The sequence below is a fragment of the Komagataeibacter xylinus genome (genome assembly GCF_009834365.1).
GTDB classification, from domain to species: Bacteria; Pseudomonadota; Alphaproteobacteria; order Acetobacterales; family Acetobacteraceae; genus Komagataeibacter; species Komagataeibacter xylinus_D.
In genome coordinates this window covers 182,620-198,282 of the sequence record NZ_CP041348.1, presented here as the reverse complement: position 1 = coordinate 198,282, position 15,663 = coordinate 182,620, and the positions used below count along the sequence as shown (strand labels likewise).

Here is a 15,663-nt window from a genome sequence, read left to right as displayed (position 1 = left end):
CGATGTTGGTTCAGTATCGTTGATGAAAGTGCGCTAAGGAATTGAATCCAGAACCTTCTCCCGCTTCGGGCAGCGACGATTATCTGTCCCGTCTGAATGACGCCCAGCGACAGGCGGTCACGCATGGGACCGGAGTCTCGCCGGGCGGGGCGGACTCTTCTCCGTTGCTGGTCATCGCGGGCGCGGGATCGGGCAAGACCAACACGCTGGCGCATCGGGTGGCCCATCTGATCGCCTCGGGCGCCGATCCGCGCCGCATCCTGCTGCTGACCTTCTCCCGGCGCGCCAGTGTCGAGATGACGCGATGTGTGGAGCGCATTTGCAAAACGGTGCTGGGAGACAAGGCTGGTCCTCTGGCCGACGCGCTGGCCTGGGCCGGGACGTTCCATTCCATCGGTGCCCGGCTGCTGCGGGAGTATGCCCAGCAGATCGGTATGGATCCGGCCTTCTCGATCCATGACCGGGAGGATTCCGCTGATCTGATGAATCTGATCCGCCATGATCTGGGTTTTTCGAAAACCGAAAAGCGGTTCCCCGGCAAAGGCACGTGTCTGGCCATCTATTCCCGTGTGGTGAATTCCGGCGCACCGCTCGCCGATGTGCTGCTGAAGCACTACCCATGGTGCGCGGGTTGGGAAGTCCAGTTGAAACAGCTCTTTGCAGGCTATGTCACGGCCAAACAGGAACAGGGTGTTCTGGATTACGACGATCTGCTCCTGTGCTGGGCGCAGATGGTCAGCGATCCGGTGCTTGCCGCCGACATCGGCGGCAAATGGGATCATGTGCTGGTTGATGAGTATCAGGATACCAACCGGCTGCAGGCAGACATCCTGCTAGGCATGAAACCCGACGGGAGCGGGTTGACGGTGGTGGGCGATGACGCGCAGTCGATCTACGCCTTCCGGGCCGCGACCGTGCGCAACATTCTTGATTTTCCGGCGTCCTTCGATCCACCGGCCCGTGTAGTGACGCTGGATAGGAACTATCGTTCCACGAAACCCATTTTGGATGCGGCCAATGCCGTGATCGGAGAAGCAGCCGAGCGTTTCACCAAGGATCTGTGGACCGACCGGGCGTCGGAAGAAAAGCCGCGACTGGTCACCATATGGGATGACACCGCCCAGGCGAACTACATCGCCGATCGGGTCCTGGAAGAGCGTGAGGCCGGGACACCGATGAAGCAGCAGGCCGTGCTGTTCCGGGCTTCGCACCATAGCGGCACGCTGGAGGTGGAACTGACCCGGCGGAACATTCCGTTCGTGAAATTTGGCGGTCTGAAGTTTCTCGACAGTGCGCATGTGAAAGATGTGCTGGCGCTATTGCGCTTTGCCCAGAACCCGCGCGATCGCATCGCGGGCTTCCGGGTGTTGCAGCTTTTGCTAGGCGTGGGGCCAAGTTCGGCCCGGCGCGTGCTGGATACGATGGGCGAGAGTGCGCATCCCTTCGAGGCGCTGAAGGATGTCAAAGCGCCACAACGCAGCGGCGAGGTCTGGACGGGTTTCGTGAACCTGCTGACAGCCGTTGGCAGCCATCAGGTCGGCTGGCCCGGTGAGATCGCGGCCGTCCGGTACTGGTATGAGCCGCATCTGGAGCGGCTGCATGAGGACGCCTCCACCCGTCTGGCTGATCTGGTGCAGCTTGAGCAGATCGCCGGCGGCTATCCGTCACGCGAGAAGTTCCTGACCGAACTGACGCTGGACCCGCCGGATGTCACGTCCGATCAGGCTGGCGTGCCGCTGCTGGACGAGGACTATCTGATCCTCTCCACCATTCATTCCGCCAAGGGGCAGGAATGGAAGAATGTCTTCGTGATGAATGCTGTGGATGGCTGCATTCCGTCCGATCTGGCCACCGGTGAGAAGGATGACATCGAGGAGGAACGTCGCCTGCTCTATGTGGCCATGACAAGGGCGAAGGACAGTCTCGATATCATGGTGCCGCAGCGTTTCTATGTGCACGGTCAGCACAGTCGGGGCGACCGGCATGTCTATGCCTCGCGCACACGTTTCATCGACCGGGACATGCTGCCTCTGTTTCAGTCAGTGGCGTGGCCGGTCGTGAAACCGGAGGAACAGGTCCGGCAGGAGGCGGTGAAATCCGTAAGGATCGATATGGCGGCCAGATTACGCGGCATGTGGTCATAAGGGAGCAGGACCGATGTGCAATCTCTATTCCATGACCTCCAACCCGCAGGCGATCAGGGAGATCGCGAAAGTCCTTGAGGATCGCACAGGCAATCTTCAGCCGTTGCCCGAGATCTGGCCGAATACGATGGCACCGGTCGTGCGGAATGGCGACAATGGTCGCGAACTGGTCATGGCGCGCTGGGGCATGCCGACACCGCCCGGTTATCTCAGGGGGCACAAGGTCGATCGTGGTGTCACCAACATCCGCAATCCGACCTCGACATGGTGGAAGTGCTGGGAAGGTGTTGCCCATCGCTGTCTGGTGCCGCTGACCGCCTTCTCGGAACCGGAGCGTCTGCCCGACGGGAAATCGCGGCCGGTGTGGTTTGCCCGCAGCGACGGAGAGCCATTGGCCTTCTTTGCCGGGATCTGGTGTCGTTGGACGTCAGTGCGGAAACTGGCTGATGGAGAGACGACGGATGACCTGTTCGGGTTTCTGACCACCGACGCCAACCGGGACGTAGGAGCGGTCCATCCGAAGGCCATGCCAGTGATCCTGACGCAGCCGGACGAACTGGATGTATGGATGAACGCGCCGGCAGTAGAGGCTCTGTGCCTTCAGCGGCCGCTGCCGGATGGCGTGCTTGCTTGTGTCGAAGAGCCGCGTCCGTTCGGATGACAGTTATGATGGGGGTGCAGTCCGCTCTCCATCTTCAAGTTCTATCACTTTCCGGCTCTTTTTTCGAACCTGCTGACGAGACCGACTGACAGATCACACGACCTTCTTCAGCACCGGACTGGCCTTGAAGCGCACGGTATTGCCGACCTTGGTCTTGTGGATGATGAACGTCCCGAAGAACGGCGGCAATAAAGGCTTTGCTCATGCGGGCACAGCTCCGTGTCGTGGTCGATTCCAGAAAACGGTAGCAGCGCCCTGTCGCCCCGTCAGCGCCCAAACAGCAACCTACTCCTATGCAAGTTCTTCTATCCCGGCGCCCTACGGTCCCAGAGACTTGTTGCGCTTCCGTGTTCGTGCCTCTTTCTAATCAACCCCGCTGATCCACAGCCTCCCTCGGGAGGCCAATCGCGGGTTTCCGATGACCGTTGCGCCTTTCCGTTCCGAAGCCGTTGCCCGGGGCACGCGCATGCTGCGCACTGCCCTTGGGTCGGCGATTGCCGGGCATCTTGATGATCCGTCGATCGTCGAGGTGATGCTCAATCCGGACGGCCGACTGTGGATCGACCGGCTCGCCAGCGGGATGGAGGATACCGGCACCCGGATCACGCCTGCCGACGCCGAGCGGATCGTCCGTCTTGTCGCCCATCATGTCGGGGTCGAGGTGCATCCCGCCAGCCCCCGCGTCTCCGCCGAACTGCCGGGCAGCGGGGAGCGGTTCGAAGGGTTGGTGCCCCCGGTGGTGGCAGCACCGTGCTTCGCCATCCGGCGTCCGGCGGTCGCGGTGTTCTCGCTCGACGATTATGTGACTGCCGGCATCATGACCGCCGCACAGGCCGCGTTTCTGCGCCGTGCCGTCGCCGAGCGTCAGAATATTCTCGTTGCCGGCGGCACCTCCACCGGCAAGACCACGCTGGTCAACGCCCTGCTGGCCGAGATCGCGCAGACCGGCGACCGGGTGGTGCTGATCGAGGACACCCGCGAACTGCAATGCGCCGCGCCCAACCTGGTTGCCCTGCGCACCAGAGACGGCGCGGCCTCGCTCTCCGACCTGGTGCGCTCCTCGCTGCGTCTGCGCCCCGACCGGATTCCGATCGGCGAGGTGCGCGGCGCCGAAGCGCTCGACCTGCTCAAGGCCTGGGGCACCGGTCATCCCGGCGGGGTCGGCACCCTGCACGCCGGGTCTGCGATCGGCGCCCTGCGCCGGTTGGAGCAGTTGATCCAGGAAGCCGTCGTCACTGTACCGCGCGCCCTGATCGCCGAGACGATCGACGTCATCGCGGTGCTGTCCGGGCGCGGCAGCGCGCGGCGGCTGGCCGAACTCGCCACTGTCCGGGGCCTGACCCCGGACGGGGACTACATCCTCGCATCCGCCGGAGATCCGCCATGACAAGCATGATTGCCCTGCGCCGCCGCTTTCCCGTGGCTGGCGCCACGCTCTCGCTCGCCCTGCTGTCGGCGCCGGCCTACGCCTCGGGCTCCAGCATGCCGTGGGAAACCCCGCTCAACGAGATACTGGAATCCGTGCAGGGGCCGGTGGCCAAGATCATCTCGGTGATCATCATTACCGTGACCGGTCTGACCCTGGCCTTCGGGGAGACCTCGGGCGGCTTCCGCCGCCTGATCCAGATCGTCTTCGGCCTGTCGATCGCCTTTGCCGCGTCCAGCTTCTTCCTGTCCTTCTTCTCCTTCTCGGGCGGGGCGCTGATCTGATGGAGCCGGACAGCATTCCCGGCTTCACCGCCCCGGTGCATCGCGCCCTGATCGAGCCGATCCTGCTCGGCGGGGCGCCGCGCACGGTGGCGATCGTCACCGGCACGCTGTCGGCAGCGATCGGCCTCGGCCTGCGGCTGTGGATCGCCGGTGGGATCTTCTGGCTGGTCGGCCATCTCGCCGCCGTCTGGGCCGCCAAGCGAGATCCCGCCTTCGTCGACGTGGTGCGCCGGCACCTGCGCTATCCCACCCATATGGTCGGATGAGGTCGCCATGATGAACCTTGCCGAATACCGCCATCGTCGCGACCGTCTCGCCGATTTTCTGCCCTGGGCGGCGCTGGTCGCCAGAGGCGTGGTGCTGAACAAGGATGGCGCCTTCCAGCGCACCGCGCGCTTTCGCGGTCCGGACCTGGACTCCTCGACCGCATCCGAACTGGTCGCGATCACGTCCCGCCTGAACAACGCCCTACGGCGGCTCGGCTCCGGCTGGGCCATTTTCGTGGAGGCGCAGCGCCGACAAGCGCGGGGCTATCCTTCCAGCCCGTTCCCCGATCCGGCCTCCGAACTGGTCGACGCCGAGCGTCGGGCGCAGTTCGAGGAAGAGGGTGCCCATTACGAGAGCCGCTATTTCCTCACCCTGGTCTGGCTGCCACCGGCGGACGACGCCGCCCGCGCGGAGGCCTGGCTCTACGAGAACCGCGCCCGTGGCGGCTCCGACTGGCAGGCCGTGGTCGCGGGATTCATTGATCAGACCGACCGGGTGCTGGCGCTACTCGACGGCTTCATGCCGGAAGCCGACTGGCCCGATGACGGCGAAACCCTGACCTATCTCCACTCCTGCATCTCCACCCGCCTGCAGCGGGTCCGGGTGCCAGAAATCCCGATGCACCTCGATGCCATCCTGGTGGACGAGGAACTGACCGGCGGGCTGGAGCCGCGCCTGGGTGACGCCCATTTGCGCACGCTCACAATTACCGGCTTTCCCACCCAGACCTGGCCGGGGCTGCTGGACGAGCTGAACCGGCTGGCCTTTCCCTATCGCTGGTCGACGCGGGCGATCTGTCTCGACCGCACTGACGCGACCAGAGCGCTGGGCAAGATCCGGCGGCAATGGTTCGCCAAGCGCAAATCGATCATGGCCATCCTCAAGGAGGTGATGACCAACGAGGCGTCGGTGCTGCTGGATTCCGATGCCGCCAACAAGGCCGCCGATGCCGATGCGGCGTTGCAGGAACTCGGCACCGATCAGGTCGGGCAGGCCTATGTCACCGCCACCGTCACGGTGTGGGACGAGGATCCGGCGGTCGCCGCCGATCGGCTGCGTCTGGTGGAGAAGACCATCCAGGGCCGCGATTTCACCTGCATGCGCGAGACGGTGAACGCACTCGAAGCCTGGTTCGGCAGCCTGCCGGGCCATGTCTACGCCAATGTCCGCCAGCCCTGCGTCTCCACCCTGAACCTCGCGCACATGATCCCGCTCTCTGCGGTGTGGGCCGGACCGGAGCGGGACGGGCACTTTGCCGCCCCGCCGTTATTTTATGCCCGTACCGAGGGTTCTACGCCGTTCCGCTTTGCACTCCACGTCGGCGATGTTGGCCACACGCTGATCGCCGGGCCGACCGGTGCCGGCAAGTCGGTGCTGCTGGCCTTCATGGCGATGCAGTTTCGTCGCTATGCCGGGGCGCAGATCTTCGCCTTCGATTTCGGTGGCTCGATCCGCGCGGCAACGCTTGCGATGGGCGGCGACTGGCACGATCTCGGCGGCGCGCTGGCGCAGGACGGGAACGAACCCGTCGCGTTGCAGCCGCTGGCGCGCATCGACGAGCCAGGCGAACGGGCCTGGGCGGCGGAATGGGTCGCGACATTACTGGAGCGCGAGGGGATCACTGTCGCGCCCGATCTCAAGGAGCATCTGTGGTCGGCGCTGACCTCGCTGGCCTCGGCCCCGGTTGCGGAACGCACCCTCACCGGCCTGTCGGCGCTGCTCCAGTCGCTGGCGCTGAAACAGGCGTTGCAGCCTTATTGTGTCGGCGGGCCGTGGGGTAGCCTGCTCGACGCCGAGCATGAGCGGCTGGGCGTCGCCGATATCCAGTCCTTCGAAATCGAGGGGCTGATCGGCTCGGGTGCCGCGTCCACCGTGCTGTCCTATCTGTTCCATCGTATCGAGGACCGGTTTGACGGCAGCCCGACGCTGCTGATCATCGATGAGGGCTGGCTGGCGCTGGACGATCGCGCCTTTGCCGGGCAGTTGCGGGAATGGCTGAAGACGCTGCGCAAGAAGAACGCTTCCGTCATCTTCGCCACCCAGTCGCTGGCCGATATCGATGCCAGCCCGATCGCCCCCGCGCTGATCGAGAGCTGCCCGACGCGGGTGTTCCTGCCCAATGACCGGGCGCTGGAGCCGCAGATCGCCGCGATCTATCGCCGCTTCGGGTTGAACGATCGCCAGATCGAGATCCTCAGCCGGGCGACACCCAAGCGCGATTATTACTGCCAGTCCCGGCGGGGCAACCGGCTGTTCGATCTCGGCCTGTCCGAGGTGGCGCTGGCCTTCACCGCCGCGTCCTCGCCCGCCGACCAGGCCGCCATCGACCGGATCTTTGCCCGGCATGGGCGCGACGGGTTCGCGGCGGCATGGCTAATGCACAAAGGTGTTGAGTGGGCGGTGGAGATGCTCAATCCGGGAGAGGGATCATGAAAAACATGCCGACAATGAAATCAGTTTTCGTGTCCGGCGTTGCTCTGGTGCTGCCGTTTTCCGTGAGTGCGCCAGCCCATGCGCAATGGGCAGTCTATGACGGGGCCAATCATGTGCAGAGCGTCCTGATTGCCGCTCGGGCACTGCAGCAGGTCAACCAGCAGGCGCAGAGCCTGCTCAACGAAGCGACCATGCTGGAGAACCAGGCCCGCAATCTCGCGAACCTCCCGCTCTCCGTCCTGTCGCCGCTGGAGCAATCAATCCAGCAGACGGAGCAGATCGTCGGCCAGGCGCGAGGGCTCTCCTATAACCTGACCAGTATCGATCAGGCATTTTCGCAGACCTACCCGCAGGCGCTCGGCAGCCCGTCCTCGGCGACGCAGATGACCGCCGACGCGCAGACGCGATGGCAGAACGCGCGGGGTGCCTATCAGGACGGGCTGCGCGTGCAGACCGGCGCGGTGCAGAATCTTGATGCCACGCGCAGCCAGATCGACAGTCTGGTCACCTCGAGCCAGTCCGCGACCGGCGCCCTGCAGGCCGCGCAATCGGGCAACCAGCTGACCGCGCTGCAGACGCGCCAGCTTGCCGACCTCACCGCAGTCGTCACGGCGATGGGCCGCGCCCAGGCGCTGGACGGTGCGCGTCAGGTCGAAGGCGAGGAACAGGGCCGGGCACAACTGGCGAATTTCCTCAATTACGGCGCCGGCTACACCTCCGGCTCCGCGCAGATGTTCCATTGATGCGCTGGCCACGTCTCTCCCCGCCGATCGTCTTCCGGCTGGCTGCCGTCGGGCTGGTCGTTCTGATCATCGTGGCCGCAAGCCTTCATCTCCGGCATATCCCCCGTGACGTCGGCGTGCCGGATCTTGGGCCGCCGGGGTCTCGTGACCGGTTGGCCGTCGGTCTCGCGCGCTGCCAGGCCCTCGGCATGAAGGCCGACGGCGATCCGGCTTGCGAAGCGATCTGGGCCGAGAACCGCAAGCGCTTCTTTGCGCCCGAAACCGCACGGTGACGCCATGCAGCAGGGCACCGGCGTCATCGACAATTTCCTTGCCATCTTCACCCAATATATCGATTCCGGCTTCGGTCTGGTGCAGGGCGACGTTCACTGGCTCGCCGCCACCCTGATCACGATCGACATCACCCTGGCCGGGCTGTTCTGGACGCTGGCGCCGGACGAGGACGTACTGGCGCGGCTGATCCGCAAGACCCTGTTCATAGGCATGTTTGCCTTCATCATCGGGAATTTTAACGGTCTCGCCCGCATCATCTATGAATCCTTCGCAGGCCTCGGCATCGAGGCTGGTGGTGGCCATCTCACCCAGGCGCAGCTTCTCCAGCCGGGGCGGCTGGCGCAGGTCGGCATCGATGCCGGCAAGCCGATCCTGACCTCGATTTCCTCGCTGGTCGGTTTCGTGGCCATCTTCAACAACGCAATCCAGATCGTGGTGCTGCTGCTCGCCTGGCTGATCGTGGTCATCAGTTTCTTTGTCATGGCGATCCAGCTTTTCGTGGCGCTGATCGAGTTCAAGCTGACCACACTCGCAGGCTTCGTGCTGGTGCCCTTCGGCCTGTTCGGTCGCACCGCCTTCCTCGCCGAGAAGGTGCTGGGCAATGTCGTCTCGTCCGGGATCAAGGTGCTGATGCTGGCCGTCATCGTCGGCATCGGCTCGACGGTGTTCGGCCAGTTCACCAGTGGTTTCAACAACCCGCCCACCATCAATGATGCGCTGACCCTGATTCTCGCCTCCCTGACGCTGCTCGGCCTGACCGTGTTCGGACCGGCATTGGCCAACGGGCTGATCGCCGGTGGTCCGCAGTTGGGGGCTGGCTCCGCTGTCGCCACGGCGGCTGGTGTGGTCGGCGCTGGTGTGGCTGCCGCATCCGGGGCCGGACTGGCCGTGGGGGCCGCGGCCGCCGCCGTGCGTGGCGGGGCCTTTGTCGCGGGCGGCACGACCGCCGCCTATCAGGCCGGAGGTGCGGCAGGTGTCGCGAAGGCCGGATTGTCCGCTGCCGCCAGCCCGTTGCGCCGCGCCATGGCCAGTGTCCGCACCAGTTATCAGGCCGGCGGAGCCGCCGCCACGGGCGGTGCGACCGCTTCTGGCGCTGGCGGAGCTTCTGCCGGCAAGCCGCCGCCCTGGGCCAGCCGGATGCAGCGCAACAACCGGATCAAAGGCGGGGCTGATGCCGCTGCGCAGGCGATCAAAGGCGGCGACCGGCCCAGCGGCGGCCATGACGTCGATCTCTCGGAAGGAGAATAGCCATGTTCCGCCGCCCCACTATACGGTTCGGCAGAACGCCGGAACCGGAAACGCCCTATCACAAGGCAGCCCAGGTCTGGGACGACCGCATCGGCTCGGCTCGTGTCCAGGCCCGTAACTGGCGACTGGCGTTCTTCGGTTGCCTGGCATTGAGCGGAGGGCTTTCCGCCGGGCTGGTCTGGCAGTCGGCGCGGGGCACCATTACGCCATGGGTGGTACAGATCGACCGGTTGGGCCAGGCGCAGGCCGTCGGTCCGGCAACCGCCGCCTATCGGCCGACCGATCCGCAGATCGCCTGGTATCTGGCGCGCTTCATCTCCGAGGTGCGCGGCATCCCGGCCGATCCGGTGGTCCTGCGGCAGAACTGGCTCGACGCCTATAATTACGTCACCGATCGCGGCGCGCTGGCCCTGAACGATTATGCCCGCACCAACGATCCGTTCGGCAAGCTCGGCAGGATGCAGGTGGCGGTCGAGATTGCCAGCGTGATCCGTGCCTCCGACGACAGTTTCCGGGTGGAGTGGATTGAGCGCCGCTATGTCGATGGCGCGCTGGCCTCGACCGAACGCTGGAGCGCGCTCCTGACCCTTGTCGTCACCACCCCCACCGATGCCGAGCGGCTGCGCAAGAATCCGCTCGGCATCTACATTCACGCCCTTAACTGGTCCAGGGAACTCGGCTGATGCGCACCCTCAATACCGTCGCGCCGCTCATGATCCTGCTGGCGCCGCTCGCGGCCTGCTCCTCATGGAAGCCGCCTGCCATCCGGTACGACGATACGCCCCGGCAGGCGGTTCTTACCCCGGAGTTACCGAAACCGGTGCAGGTGGTGGCTCTGCCCGAGCCCCTGCCGCTGCCGGGGCAGCTCAAGCCGATCCCGTATCGGCGTACGACGCCGGAAGCCGCCGATCCCCATCAGCGGGTCGAGCATGCCAATAGTGCGGCGCGGGTCCAGCCGACGCGTGCCGGTTATCTCAATGCGATCCAGGTCTATCCCTTCTCCGAGGGCGCGCTCTATCAGCTCTACGCCGCACCCGGCGAGATCACCGACATCGCACTGCAGCCGGGCGAGAAGCTGGTTGGCTCCGGTCCGGTCGCCGCCGGCGATACCGTCCGCTGGATCATCGGTGATACAGAGAGCGGGGCAGGGGCGTCGAAACGGATTCATATCCTGCTCAAACCGACGCGGCCGGACCTGACCACCAACCTAGTCATCAATACCGACCGGCGGACCTATCATCTGGAACTGCGCTCCGACGAGCGGACCTATATGGCTTCGGTCTCATGGGACTATCCGCAGGACCAGATCGTCGCCCTGCGCGGGCAGGATCGGGATTCTGATCTTGGCACTCCGGTCGCGACGGGCGTCGATCTCGATGCGCTGAATTTCCGCTATCGGATCGAGGGCGACGAGGCGCCGTGGCGGCCGTTGCGGGCCTTCGATGACGGGCGGCAGGTGTTCATCGAGTTTCCGACCGGCATCGCCCAGGGCGAGATGCCGCCGCTGTGGGTCATCGGCCCGCAAGGGGACGGCCAGTTGGTGAATTACCGGGTGCGCGGCAACCGGATGATCGTCGATCGCCTGTTCGCGGCAGCCGAATTGCGGCTTGGGGCGAAGCACCAGCAGGTAGTGCGCATCGTCCGTACCGATGGAGCGCGCCGGTCGTGAGCGGGAGCACCGGAGCAGAGGAGGCGAGCAAACCGGTACCTCCGGTCAGGCCGCCCGGCGAGATGCGGATGCGCGTGACGCGACCGCCGGTCACGCGACTGTCGCGCAAGGTGATCATGGGGCTGACGCTGATGGCGATCATCGGCGTCGGGGGTGCGCTCTATGTGGCGCTGAAGCCGGCACCTCGAACGGGCAAGGCTGAACTCTATAATACCGGCAATCGCACCACGCCGGACGGGCTGGCGACCCTGCCGGGAGACTATACCCACCCGCCGCGCCTCGGGCCTCCGCTGCCCGGCGATCTCGGCAGGCCGTTCCTCAAGGCAGGCGTGGGTGCCCCCGGCATGGCGACACCCGCCGCACCGGCCGATCCCGAGAAGCAGCGCATGGCCCAGGAGCAGGAAGCAGCCCGGGTCAGTCATCTCTTTACCCAGACGCAGGTCGGGCGAAACAGCGCCGCCCCGGTGACGGCCGGTGCCACCCCGCTTCTGGCCGCCGGTGCTGCCACCGATCGCAACCAGGCGTTTCTCGATGGCCCGGTCGACCAGCGTACCGTCAGCGCCGTGCGTCTGACGCTCGCTCCCAGTCCGTATGTAATCCAGGCGGGATCGATCATTTCCGGCGCGCTGATTACTGGCATCCGCTCCGACCTGCCCGGTGAGGTCACGGCGCAGGTGACGGAGAATGTCTATGACAGTCCGACCGGCCATATCCTGCTGATCCCGCAGGGCGCGAAACTGATCGGCCGCTATGACTCCCAGATCGCCTACGGCCAGACCCGCGTGCTGCTGGTCTGGACCCGGCTGATACGCGGGGTCGGGGATTCGATCGTATTAGAAAACGAACCTGCCGCCGATGCGGCGGGCTACGCCGGGTTGCAGGACCAGACCGACAATCACTGGGGGGAGGTGTTCAAGGCCGCTCTGGTTTCGACGATGCTGAGCGTGGGTTCAGAAGCCGATATTGGCGGTAGCAATGGCATCGCCCAGGCGCTGCGCACCGGCGGATCGCAAGGATTTAACCAGATCGGTGAGCAGATGGTCGGACGCTCGCTCAATATCCAGCCCACCAATACGATCCGGCGCGGTTTTCCCGTCCGGGTCATGGTGCATCGCGATCTGGTTCTTTCCCCCTACAGACAGGAGGCTCCCCGATGACAAAGCTCAGGCTTGGGCCGATTGAGAATGACAAACCGGTGCGGCTGACCATTGAGCTACCGGCCACCGTACATCGCGATCTGGTTGAATACGGGCGGTTGCTGGCGCGTGAGAGCGGTCAGGCCGAGATCGCAGTAGCGAAGCTGATCTCACCAATGCTCGCTCGTTTCATGGGGGCGGATAGGGGCTTTCGGAAGCTGCGCGGGGAGAGGTAACTCGCCAATAGGGCTTTGCCCGGTCACGCATGAAGGCGACAAATTTTCCTACTACGGGATCTTCGCTTTCGGCACGCCAGACCAGATTGATCTTGAACCCGGCATCTTCCTCGTCGATTGGGATGAATTTCAGGCCGGGGAGGTTGAGAGTCGAATAAGTTTGCGCTGCGACAGTGACGCCGTATCCTGCCCGCACGAAAGCGAGCAGGGTCATGTTGCCCGTTTCAAAAATGCGCACATTAATGCCGGGTAGCCGCGTAGCAAAGAAATCACGACCGATCCTATCTTTTCCCCACGACCATAGAAGCAGATTTTCGTTTTTGAGGTCAGTCCATTGAATTGTTGTTTTTTCGGCGAGGCGGTGAGTATTTGGCACGGCCGCCATCAAGGGCTCGAAGTAAATTGGAGTATGCGGGTGGTGTTGAGAAAGGGCTAATTCAGGAAGCAAGGCAACGTCGATATGACGTTCGATCAGTGCGGAATGGAGTGTTCTTTCACCCGGTTCGTGTGGTGTGACACTTATGCCGGGATAGGTTGTCCGCCATTCGACGAGCAAACTTGTCAGGACGGCGTTTAGAGGTGGAAGATGAAAACCGAGATGCACCTCTCCGATTTCTCCGAAGGAACTTCGGTCGAGTGTTTCCGTGAGTGCATTTGTCTCGCGCAGGACGCGACGGACACAGCGTAATGCTATGCGTCCCGCAGTCGTAAGTTTAATGCCAGAGGAGGTTCGTTCAAAGAGCGCAACACCCAGTTGATCCTCAAGTCGAGCAATTGCTCGGCTGACCGTCGATACTCGCAGTTGAAGGGATGATGCGGCCTTCCCGAAACTTCCAGCTTCAACAGAAGCCAGAAAATAGCGGAGTTCCGCAGTGCGCATGGTCGTTATGGTCCCTTTCTGCCTCGGTTCCTATTTGTTCCATCCGTGCTTGTCCGACATGTGTTCCACGTGGATTGTGTAGATATCGTCCGGCCATGGATTTAAGGCTTCTCTTATGAATTGATACGTCGGGTGATGTGCGACATTGAGGTCAAGATGCCGCTTGAAGCGCCTTGCGTCCCTCCGCGTCCAACACCGCGAAATCTTCCTCAGACAGGGTGATGTCTGCAGTGGCGATATTCTGCTCAAGATGCGCGACCTTCGAGGTCCCGGGGATTGGCAGCATCACTGGACTGCGCTTTAGGACCCAGGCCAGAGCGATCTGGCTCGGGTGAGCGCCGTATTTGCCTGCCATGGTGTCTAAAATCGATCCCGGCTTGGCGAGGTCGCCGGCCGCGAGCGGGAACCACGGGATGAATCCGATGTTTTGCGGCGTGCAGTAGTCGAGCACGTCTTCGCTGCTGCGATCCACGAGATTATAGCGGTTCTGGACGGTCGCCACGTCAAAGAACTTCGATGCCGCTTTGATCTCTTCTACGGAGACCTCGCTCAGTCCCGCGTGGCGGATCAGTCCCTGATCGATGAAGGACCGGACCGCCTCGAACTGCTCATCCGCCGGGACTTTGGGATCGATCCGGTGCAACTGCCACAGATCGATCTGCTCGACGCCGAGATTCCGCAGACTTTTATGCACCTGCTGGAGAAGATATTCCGGTCGTCCGACCGGCTTCCAGATATCTGGCCCCGACCGGGTAAGCCCGCCCTTCGTGGCGATCACGAGACCTTTGGGATATGGGTGAAGCGCCTCTTTAATCAGCCATTCTGAAACATCCGGCCCGTAGGCGTCCGACGTGTCGATGAAGTTGACGCCGAGTTCGGGAAGGCGCTTCAGCGTGCGGATGGCCTCGTCGTGATCGGTGGGCGGTCCCCATATGCCTTTGCCCGTGATGCGCATGGCACCGAAACCGAGCCGATGAACGGCGAGATCGCCGCCGATCGTGAAGGTGCCGGAGCTGGCAGCGTTGGAAGCTGTATCGGTCATGGTCCTCGGTCCTTATTTCCAGCGAGTGGTTAAGGGATCAGTCATTTCGTCAGGCCGCGAAGCCACCATCGATGTTGTATGCGGCGCCCGTGATGATGCCGGCCTCTGGTCCGGCAAGATACGCGACCAGCCCCGCAATCTCCGCGCCCGTGGCATGGCGTTTGATCGCCATGAAGTCGTGCATCACGTCTTTCAGCGGTCCATCGGCAGGGTTCATGTCTGTATCAGTGGGGCCGGGCTGGACGACATTGACGGTGATGCCGCGCGCTCCGAAATCACGAGCCAGTCCTTTGACCATGCCTTTCAGTGCGGCCTTGCTGGCGCTGTAGGCTGCAAGGCCAGTCATCGGCATACGGTCTGCATTGGCGGACCCGATCAAGATGATGCGGCCCCCGGCGGGCATGGTCCGGGCAGCAGCAATGGCGGCATGGTAAGGCGCATGGATGTTGATACGAAACAGCCGGTCGATGTCATCCGGGGGGATCTCCAGCGGATCGCCCGCGCCAAGAATTCCAGAGTTGACGACCAGCACGTCGAGAGGACTGAGCGAAGCGATCAGCGCGATGAGAGTGTCCCGGTCGCCACTGTCGGCGCGGAGGGCCTTGCTTCCGGTCTCAGCCGCCAAAACTTCGGCATCGTCCGGGGAAGACCAATATGTGAAAAGAACCTTCGCTCCCTTCGAAGCGAAACGGCGCACGATGGCGGCCCCAATCCCGCGGCTGCCGCCAAGCACGAGGACGGATTTTCCCTCAAAATTGTTCATGACGGCATTTCCTGCTACGCCAAGATTTCTGCCAGCCTGTCGAATGCTGGCTGATAGATACCTGTCGGCATTCTGGCCTCCATACTGGCGGCATGTTCGAGGGGCGCTTCGAACTGTCCCCGCCACTGAATGAACGTTCGGTCACCATCCGTTATGGGAAGAAGGCTGATCGTTGACCGATAGTTACTGATCGGCAGGGCGGACTCGATAATCGAGAACATCACAGTATGATCTACGTCGGATAATGCGAGAAGCTGTTCACGGATCACGCCGACATCGCCCATTTCAAGGCGGCGGACCGCGCCGACACGGTCACCGGGCTCATCGCCCTCGATCACGCAGGTTTTCACCCCCGGCAACCACTTGCCTAGGGCGCCGAAATCACGGATTAGCCCCCAGACGGACGAAACGGAGGCAGGAAGAACGCTGCTGGCCATCACATGGATCATAATGCGGCT

The 15,663-nt window shown here is 63.5% G+C and carries 18 protein-coding genes; 13 read left to right on the top strand and 5 right to left on the bottom strand.

Annotated features, from left to right (window positions below; translation table 11 throughout):
• Positions 1 to 41: 41 nt before the first annotated feature.
• Both FMA36_RS01020 and FMA36_RS01015 read left to right on the top strand, forming a co-directional pair.
• Positions 42 to 2,144: an ATP-dependent helicase gene (locus FMA36_RS01020; RefSeq protein ID WP_003618860.1), complete on the top strand. Its 2,103-nt coding sequence runs from the start codon at positions 42 to 44 to the stop codon at positions 2,142 to 2,144.
• A 13-nt stretch (positions 2,145 to 2,157) separates the two neighbouring features.
• Positions 2,158 to 2,805: an SOS response-associated peptidase gene (locus FMA36_RS01015; protein ID WP_003618862.1), complete on the top strand. Its 648-nt coding sequence runs from the start codon at positions 2,158 to 2,160 to the stop codon at positions 2,803 to 2,805.
• 34 nt (positions 2,806 to 2,839) lie between these two features.
• On the opposite strand, the gene FMA36_RS01010 is transcribed toward FMA36_RS01015, so the two are convergent.
• Positions 2,840 to 3,010: a hypothetical protein gene (locus FMA36_RS01010; RefSeq protein ID WP_159260223.1), complete on the bottom strand. Its 171-nt coding sequence runs from the start codon at positions 3,008 to 3,010 to the stop codon at positions 2,840 to 2,842.
• 213 nt (positions 3,011 to 3,223) lie between these two features.
• Between FMA36_RS01010 and trbB the strand changes: the two genes are divergently transcribed.
• From trbB to FMA36_RS00955, 11 genes are read left to right on the top strand one after another with little or no spacing between them, the layout of a single operon-like run.
• Complete coding sequence (gene trbB, locus FMA36_RS01005) at positions 3,224 to 4,192, top strand: P-type conjugative transfer ATPase TrbB (RefSeq protein WP_003618866.1); 969 nt, start codon at positions 3,224 to 3,226, stop codon at positions 4,190 to 4,192.
• The gene (locus FMA36_RS01000) at positions 4,189 to 4,515 is read left to right on the top strand and encodes a TrbC/VirB2 family type IV secretion system protein (RefSeq protein ID WP_040510593.1); all 327 of its coding nucleotides are present in this window, start codon (positions 4,189 to 4,191) and stop codon (positions 4,513 to 4,515) included. The genes trbB and FMA36_RS01000 overlap by 4 nt, the downstream gene beginning before the upstream one ends.
• Positions 4,515 to 4,781 (top strand): VirB3 family type IV secretion system protein, encoded by a 267-nt coding sequence (locus FMA36_RS00995; protein ID WP_003618868.1) that lies wholly within the window; start codon positions 4,515 to 4,517, stop codon positions 4,779 to 4,781. Before FMA36_RS01000 ends, FMA36_RS00995 begins: the two co-directional genes overlap by 1 nt.
• Before the next feature lie 7 nt (positions 4,782 to 4,788).
• On the top strand, positions 4,789 to 7,215 hold the full coding sequence (gene trbE, locus FMA36_RS00990) for a conjugal transfer protein TrbE (protein ID WP_003618869.1): 2,427 nt from the start codon (positions 4,789 to 4,791) through the stop codon (positions 7,213 to 7,215).
• Entirely contained in the window at positions 7,212 to 7,958 is a 747-nt protein-coding gene (trbJ, locus tag FMA36_RS00985; RefSeq protein ID WP_040510596.1) for a P-type conjugative transfer protein TrbJ, read from the top strand. The genes trbE and trbJ overlap by 4 nt, the downstream gene beginning before the upstream one ends.
• Entirely contained in the window at positions 7,958 to 8,230 is a 273-nt protein-coding gene (trbK-alt, locus tag FMA36_RS00980; protein WP_003618871.1) for a putative entry exclusion protein TrbK-alt, read from the top strand. Before trbJ ends, trbK-alt begins: the two co-directional genes overlap by 1 nt.
• 4 nt (positions 8,231 to 8,234) lie before the next feature.
• The gene (trbL, locus tag FMA36_RS00975; protein WP_064478769.1) at positions 8,235 to 9,479 is read left to right on the top strand and encodes a P-type conjugative transfer protein TrbL; all 1,245 of its coding nucleotides are present in this window, start codon (positions 8,235 to 8,237) and stop codon (positions 9,477 to 9,479) included.
• A gap of 2 nt (positions 9,480 to 9,481) precedes the next feature.
• Positions 9,482 to 10,162, top strand: a complete 681-nt coding sequence (trbF, locus tag FMA36_RS00970) for a conjugal transfer protein TrbF (RefSeq protein WP_048858943.1) — start codon at positions 9,482 to 9,484, stop codon at positions 10,160 to 10,162.
• On the top strand, positions 10,162 to 11,148 hold the full coding sequence (gene trbG / locus FMA36_RS00965; RefSeq protein WP_003618875.1) for a P-type conjugative transfer protein TrbG: 987 nt from the start codon (positions 10,162 to 10,164) through the stop codon (positions 11,146 to 11,148). Before trbF ends, trbG begins: the two co-directional genes overlap by 1 nt.
• A complete protein-coding gene (locus FMA36_RS00960; RefSeq protein ID WP_040510602.1) occupies positions 11,145 to 12,305 on the top strand; it encodes a TraB/TrbI/VirB10 family type IV secretion system protein in 1,161 nt (386 codons plus the stop codon). Before trbG ends, FMA36_RS00960 begins: the two co-directional genes overlap by 4 nt.
• Entirely contained in the window at positions 12,302 to 12,520 is a 219-nt protein-coding gene (locus FMA36_RS00955; protein WP_003618883.1) for a DUF2274 domain-containing protein, read from the top strand. Before FMA36_RS00960 ends, FMA36_RS00955 begins: the two co-directional genes overlap by 4 nt.
• Here the strand turns inward: FMA36_RS00955 and FMA36_RS00950 are convergent.
• The 4 genes from FMA36_RS00950 to FMA36_RS00935 all read right to left on the bottom strand — a co-directional run bounded on the left by FMA36_RS00950 (position 12,474) and on the right by FMA36_RS00935 (position 15,654).
• Positions 12,474 to 13,400, bottom strand: a complete 927-nt coding sequence (locus FMA36_RS00950) for a LysR family transcriptional regulator (RefSeq protein ID WP_003618886.1) — start codon at positions 13,398 to 13,400, stop codon at positions 12,474 to 12,476. The genes FMA36_RS00955 and FMA36_RS00950 overlap by 47 nt on opposite strands.
• 151 nt (positions 13,401 to 13,551) lie before the next feature.
• Positions 13,552 to 14,442, bottom strand: coding sequence for an aldo/keto reductase (locus tag FMA36_RS00945; protein ID WP_003618888.1), 891 nt, complete (start codon positions 14,440 to 14,442; stop codon positions 13,552 to 13,554).
• Between the two features lie 49 nt (positions 14,443 to 14,491).
• A complete protein-coding gene (bdcA, locus tag FMA36_RS00940; protein ID WP_003618890.1) occupies positions 14,492 to 15,205 on the bottom strand; it encodes an SDR family oxidoreductase in 714 nt (237 codons plus the stop codon).
• Positions 15,206 to 15,219: 14 nt separating this feature from the next.
• Positions 15,220 to 15,654: an SRPBCC family protein gene (locus FMA36_RS00935; RefSeq protein WP_003618893.1), complete on the bottom strand. Its 435-nt coding sequence runs from the start codon at positions 15,652 to 15,654 to the stop codon at positions 15,220 to 15,222.
• Positions 15,655 to 15,663 lie beyond the last annotated feature (9 nt).

Coding starts and splice junctions, on each gene's coding strand:
- trbB (WP_003618866.1), top strand. CDS start 3,224: ATGACCGTTGCGCCTTTCCGTTCCGAAGCCGTTGCCCGGGGCACGCGC.
- bdcA (WP_003618890.1), bottom strand. CDS start 15,205: ATGAACAATTTTGAGGGAAAATCCGTCCTCGTGCTTGGCGGCAGCCGC.
- trbG (WP_003618875.1), top strand. CDS start 10,162: ATGCGCACCCTCAATACCGTCGCGCCGCTCATGATCCTGCTGGCGCCG.
- FMA36_RS01015 (WP_003618862.1), top strand. CDS start 2,158: ATGTGCAATCTCTATTCCATGACCTCCAACCCGCAGGCGATCAGGGAG.
- FMA36_RS00935 (WP_003618893.1), bottom strand. CDS start 15,654: ATGATCCATGTGATGGCCAGCAGCGTTCTTCCTGCCTCCGTTTCGTCC.
- FMA36_RS00950 (WP_003618886.1), bottom strand. CDS start 13,400: ATGCGCACTGCGGAACTCCGCTATTTTCTGGCTTCTGTTGAAGCTGGA.
- trbE (WP_003618869.1), top strand. CDS start 4,789: ATGATGAACCTTGCCGAATACCGCCATCGTCGCGACCGTCTCGCCGAT.
- trbL (WP_064478769.1), top strand. CDS start 8,235: ATGCAGCAGGGCACCGGCGTCATCGACAATTTCCTTGCCATCTTCACC.
- FMA36_RS00955 (WP_003618883.1), top strand. CDS start 12,302: ATGACAAAGCTCAGGCTTGGGCCGATTGAGAATGACAAACCGGTGCGG.
- trbJ (WP_040510596.1), top strand. CDS start 7,212: ATGAAAAACATGCCGACAATGAAATCAGTTTTCGTGTCCGGCGTTGCT.
- FMA36_RS00995 (WP_003618868.1), top strand. CDS start 4,515: ATGGAGCCGGACAGCATTCCCGGCTTCACCGCCCCGGTGCATCGCGCC.
- FMA36_RS00945 (WP_003618888.1), bottom strand. CDS start 14,442: ATGACCGATACAGCTTCCAACGCTGCCAGCTCCGGCACCTTCACGATC.
- FMA36_RS01010 (WP_159260223.1), bottom strand. CDS start 3,010: ATGAGCAAAGCCTTTATTGCCGCCGTTCTTCGGGACGTTCATCATCCA.
- FMA36_RS01000 (WP_040510593.1), top strand. CDS start 4,189: ATGACAAGCATGATTGCCCTGCGCCGCCGCTTTCCCGTGGCTGGCGCC.
- trbK-alt (WP_003618871.1), top strand. CDS start 7,958: ATGCGCTGGCCACGTCTCTCCCCGCCGATCGTCTTCCGGCTGGCTGCC.
- trbF (WP_048858943.1), top strand. CDS start 9,482: ATGTTCCGCCGCCCCACTATACGGTTCGGCAGAACGCCGGAACCGGAA.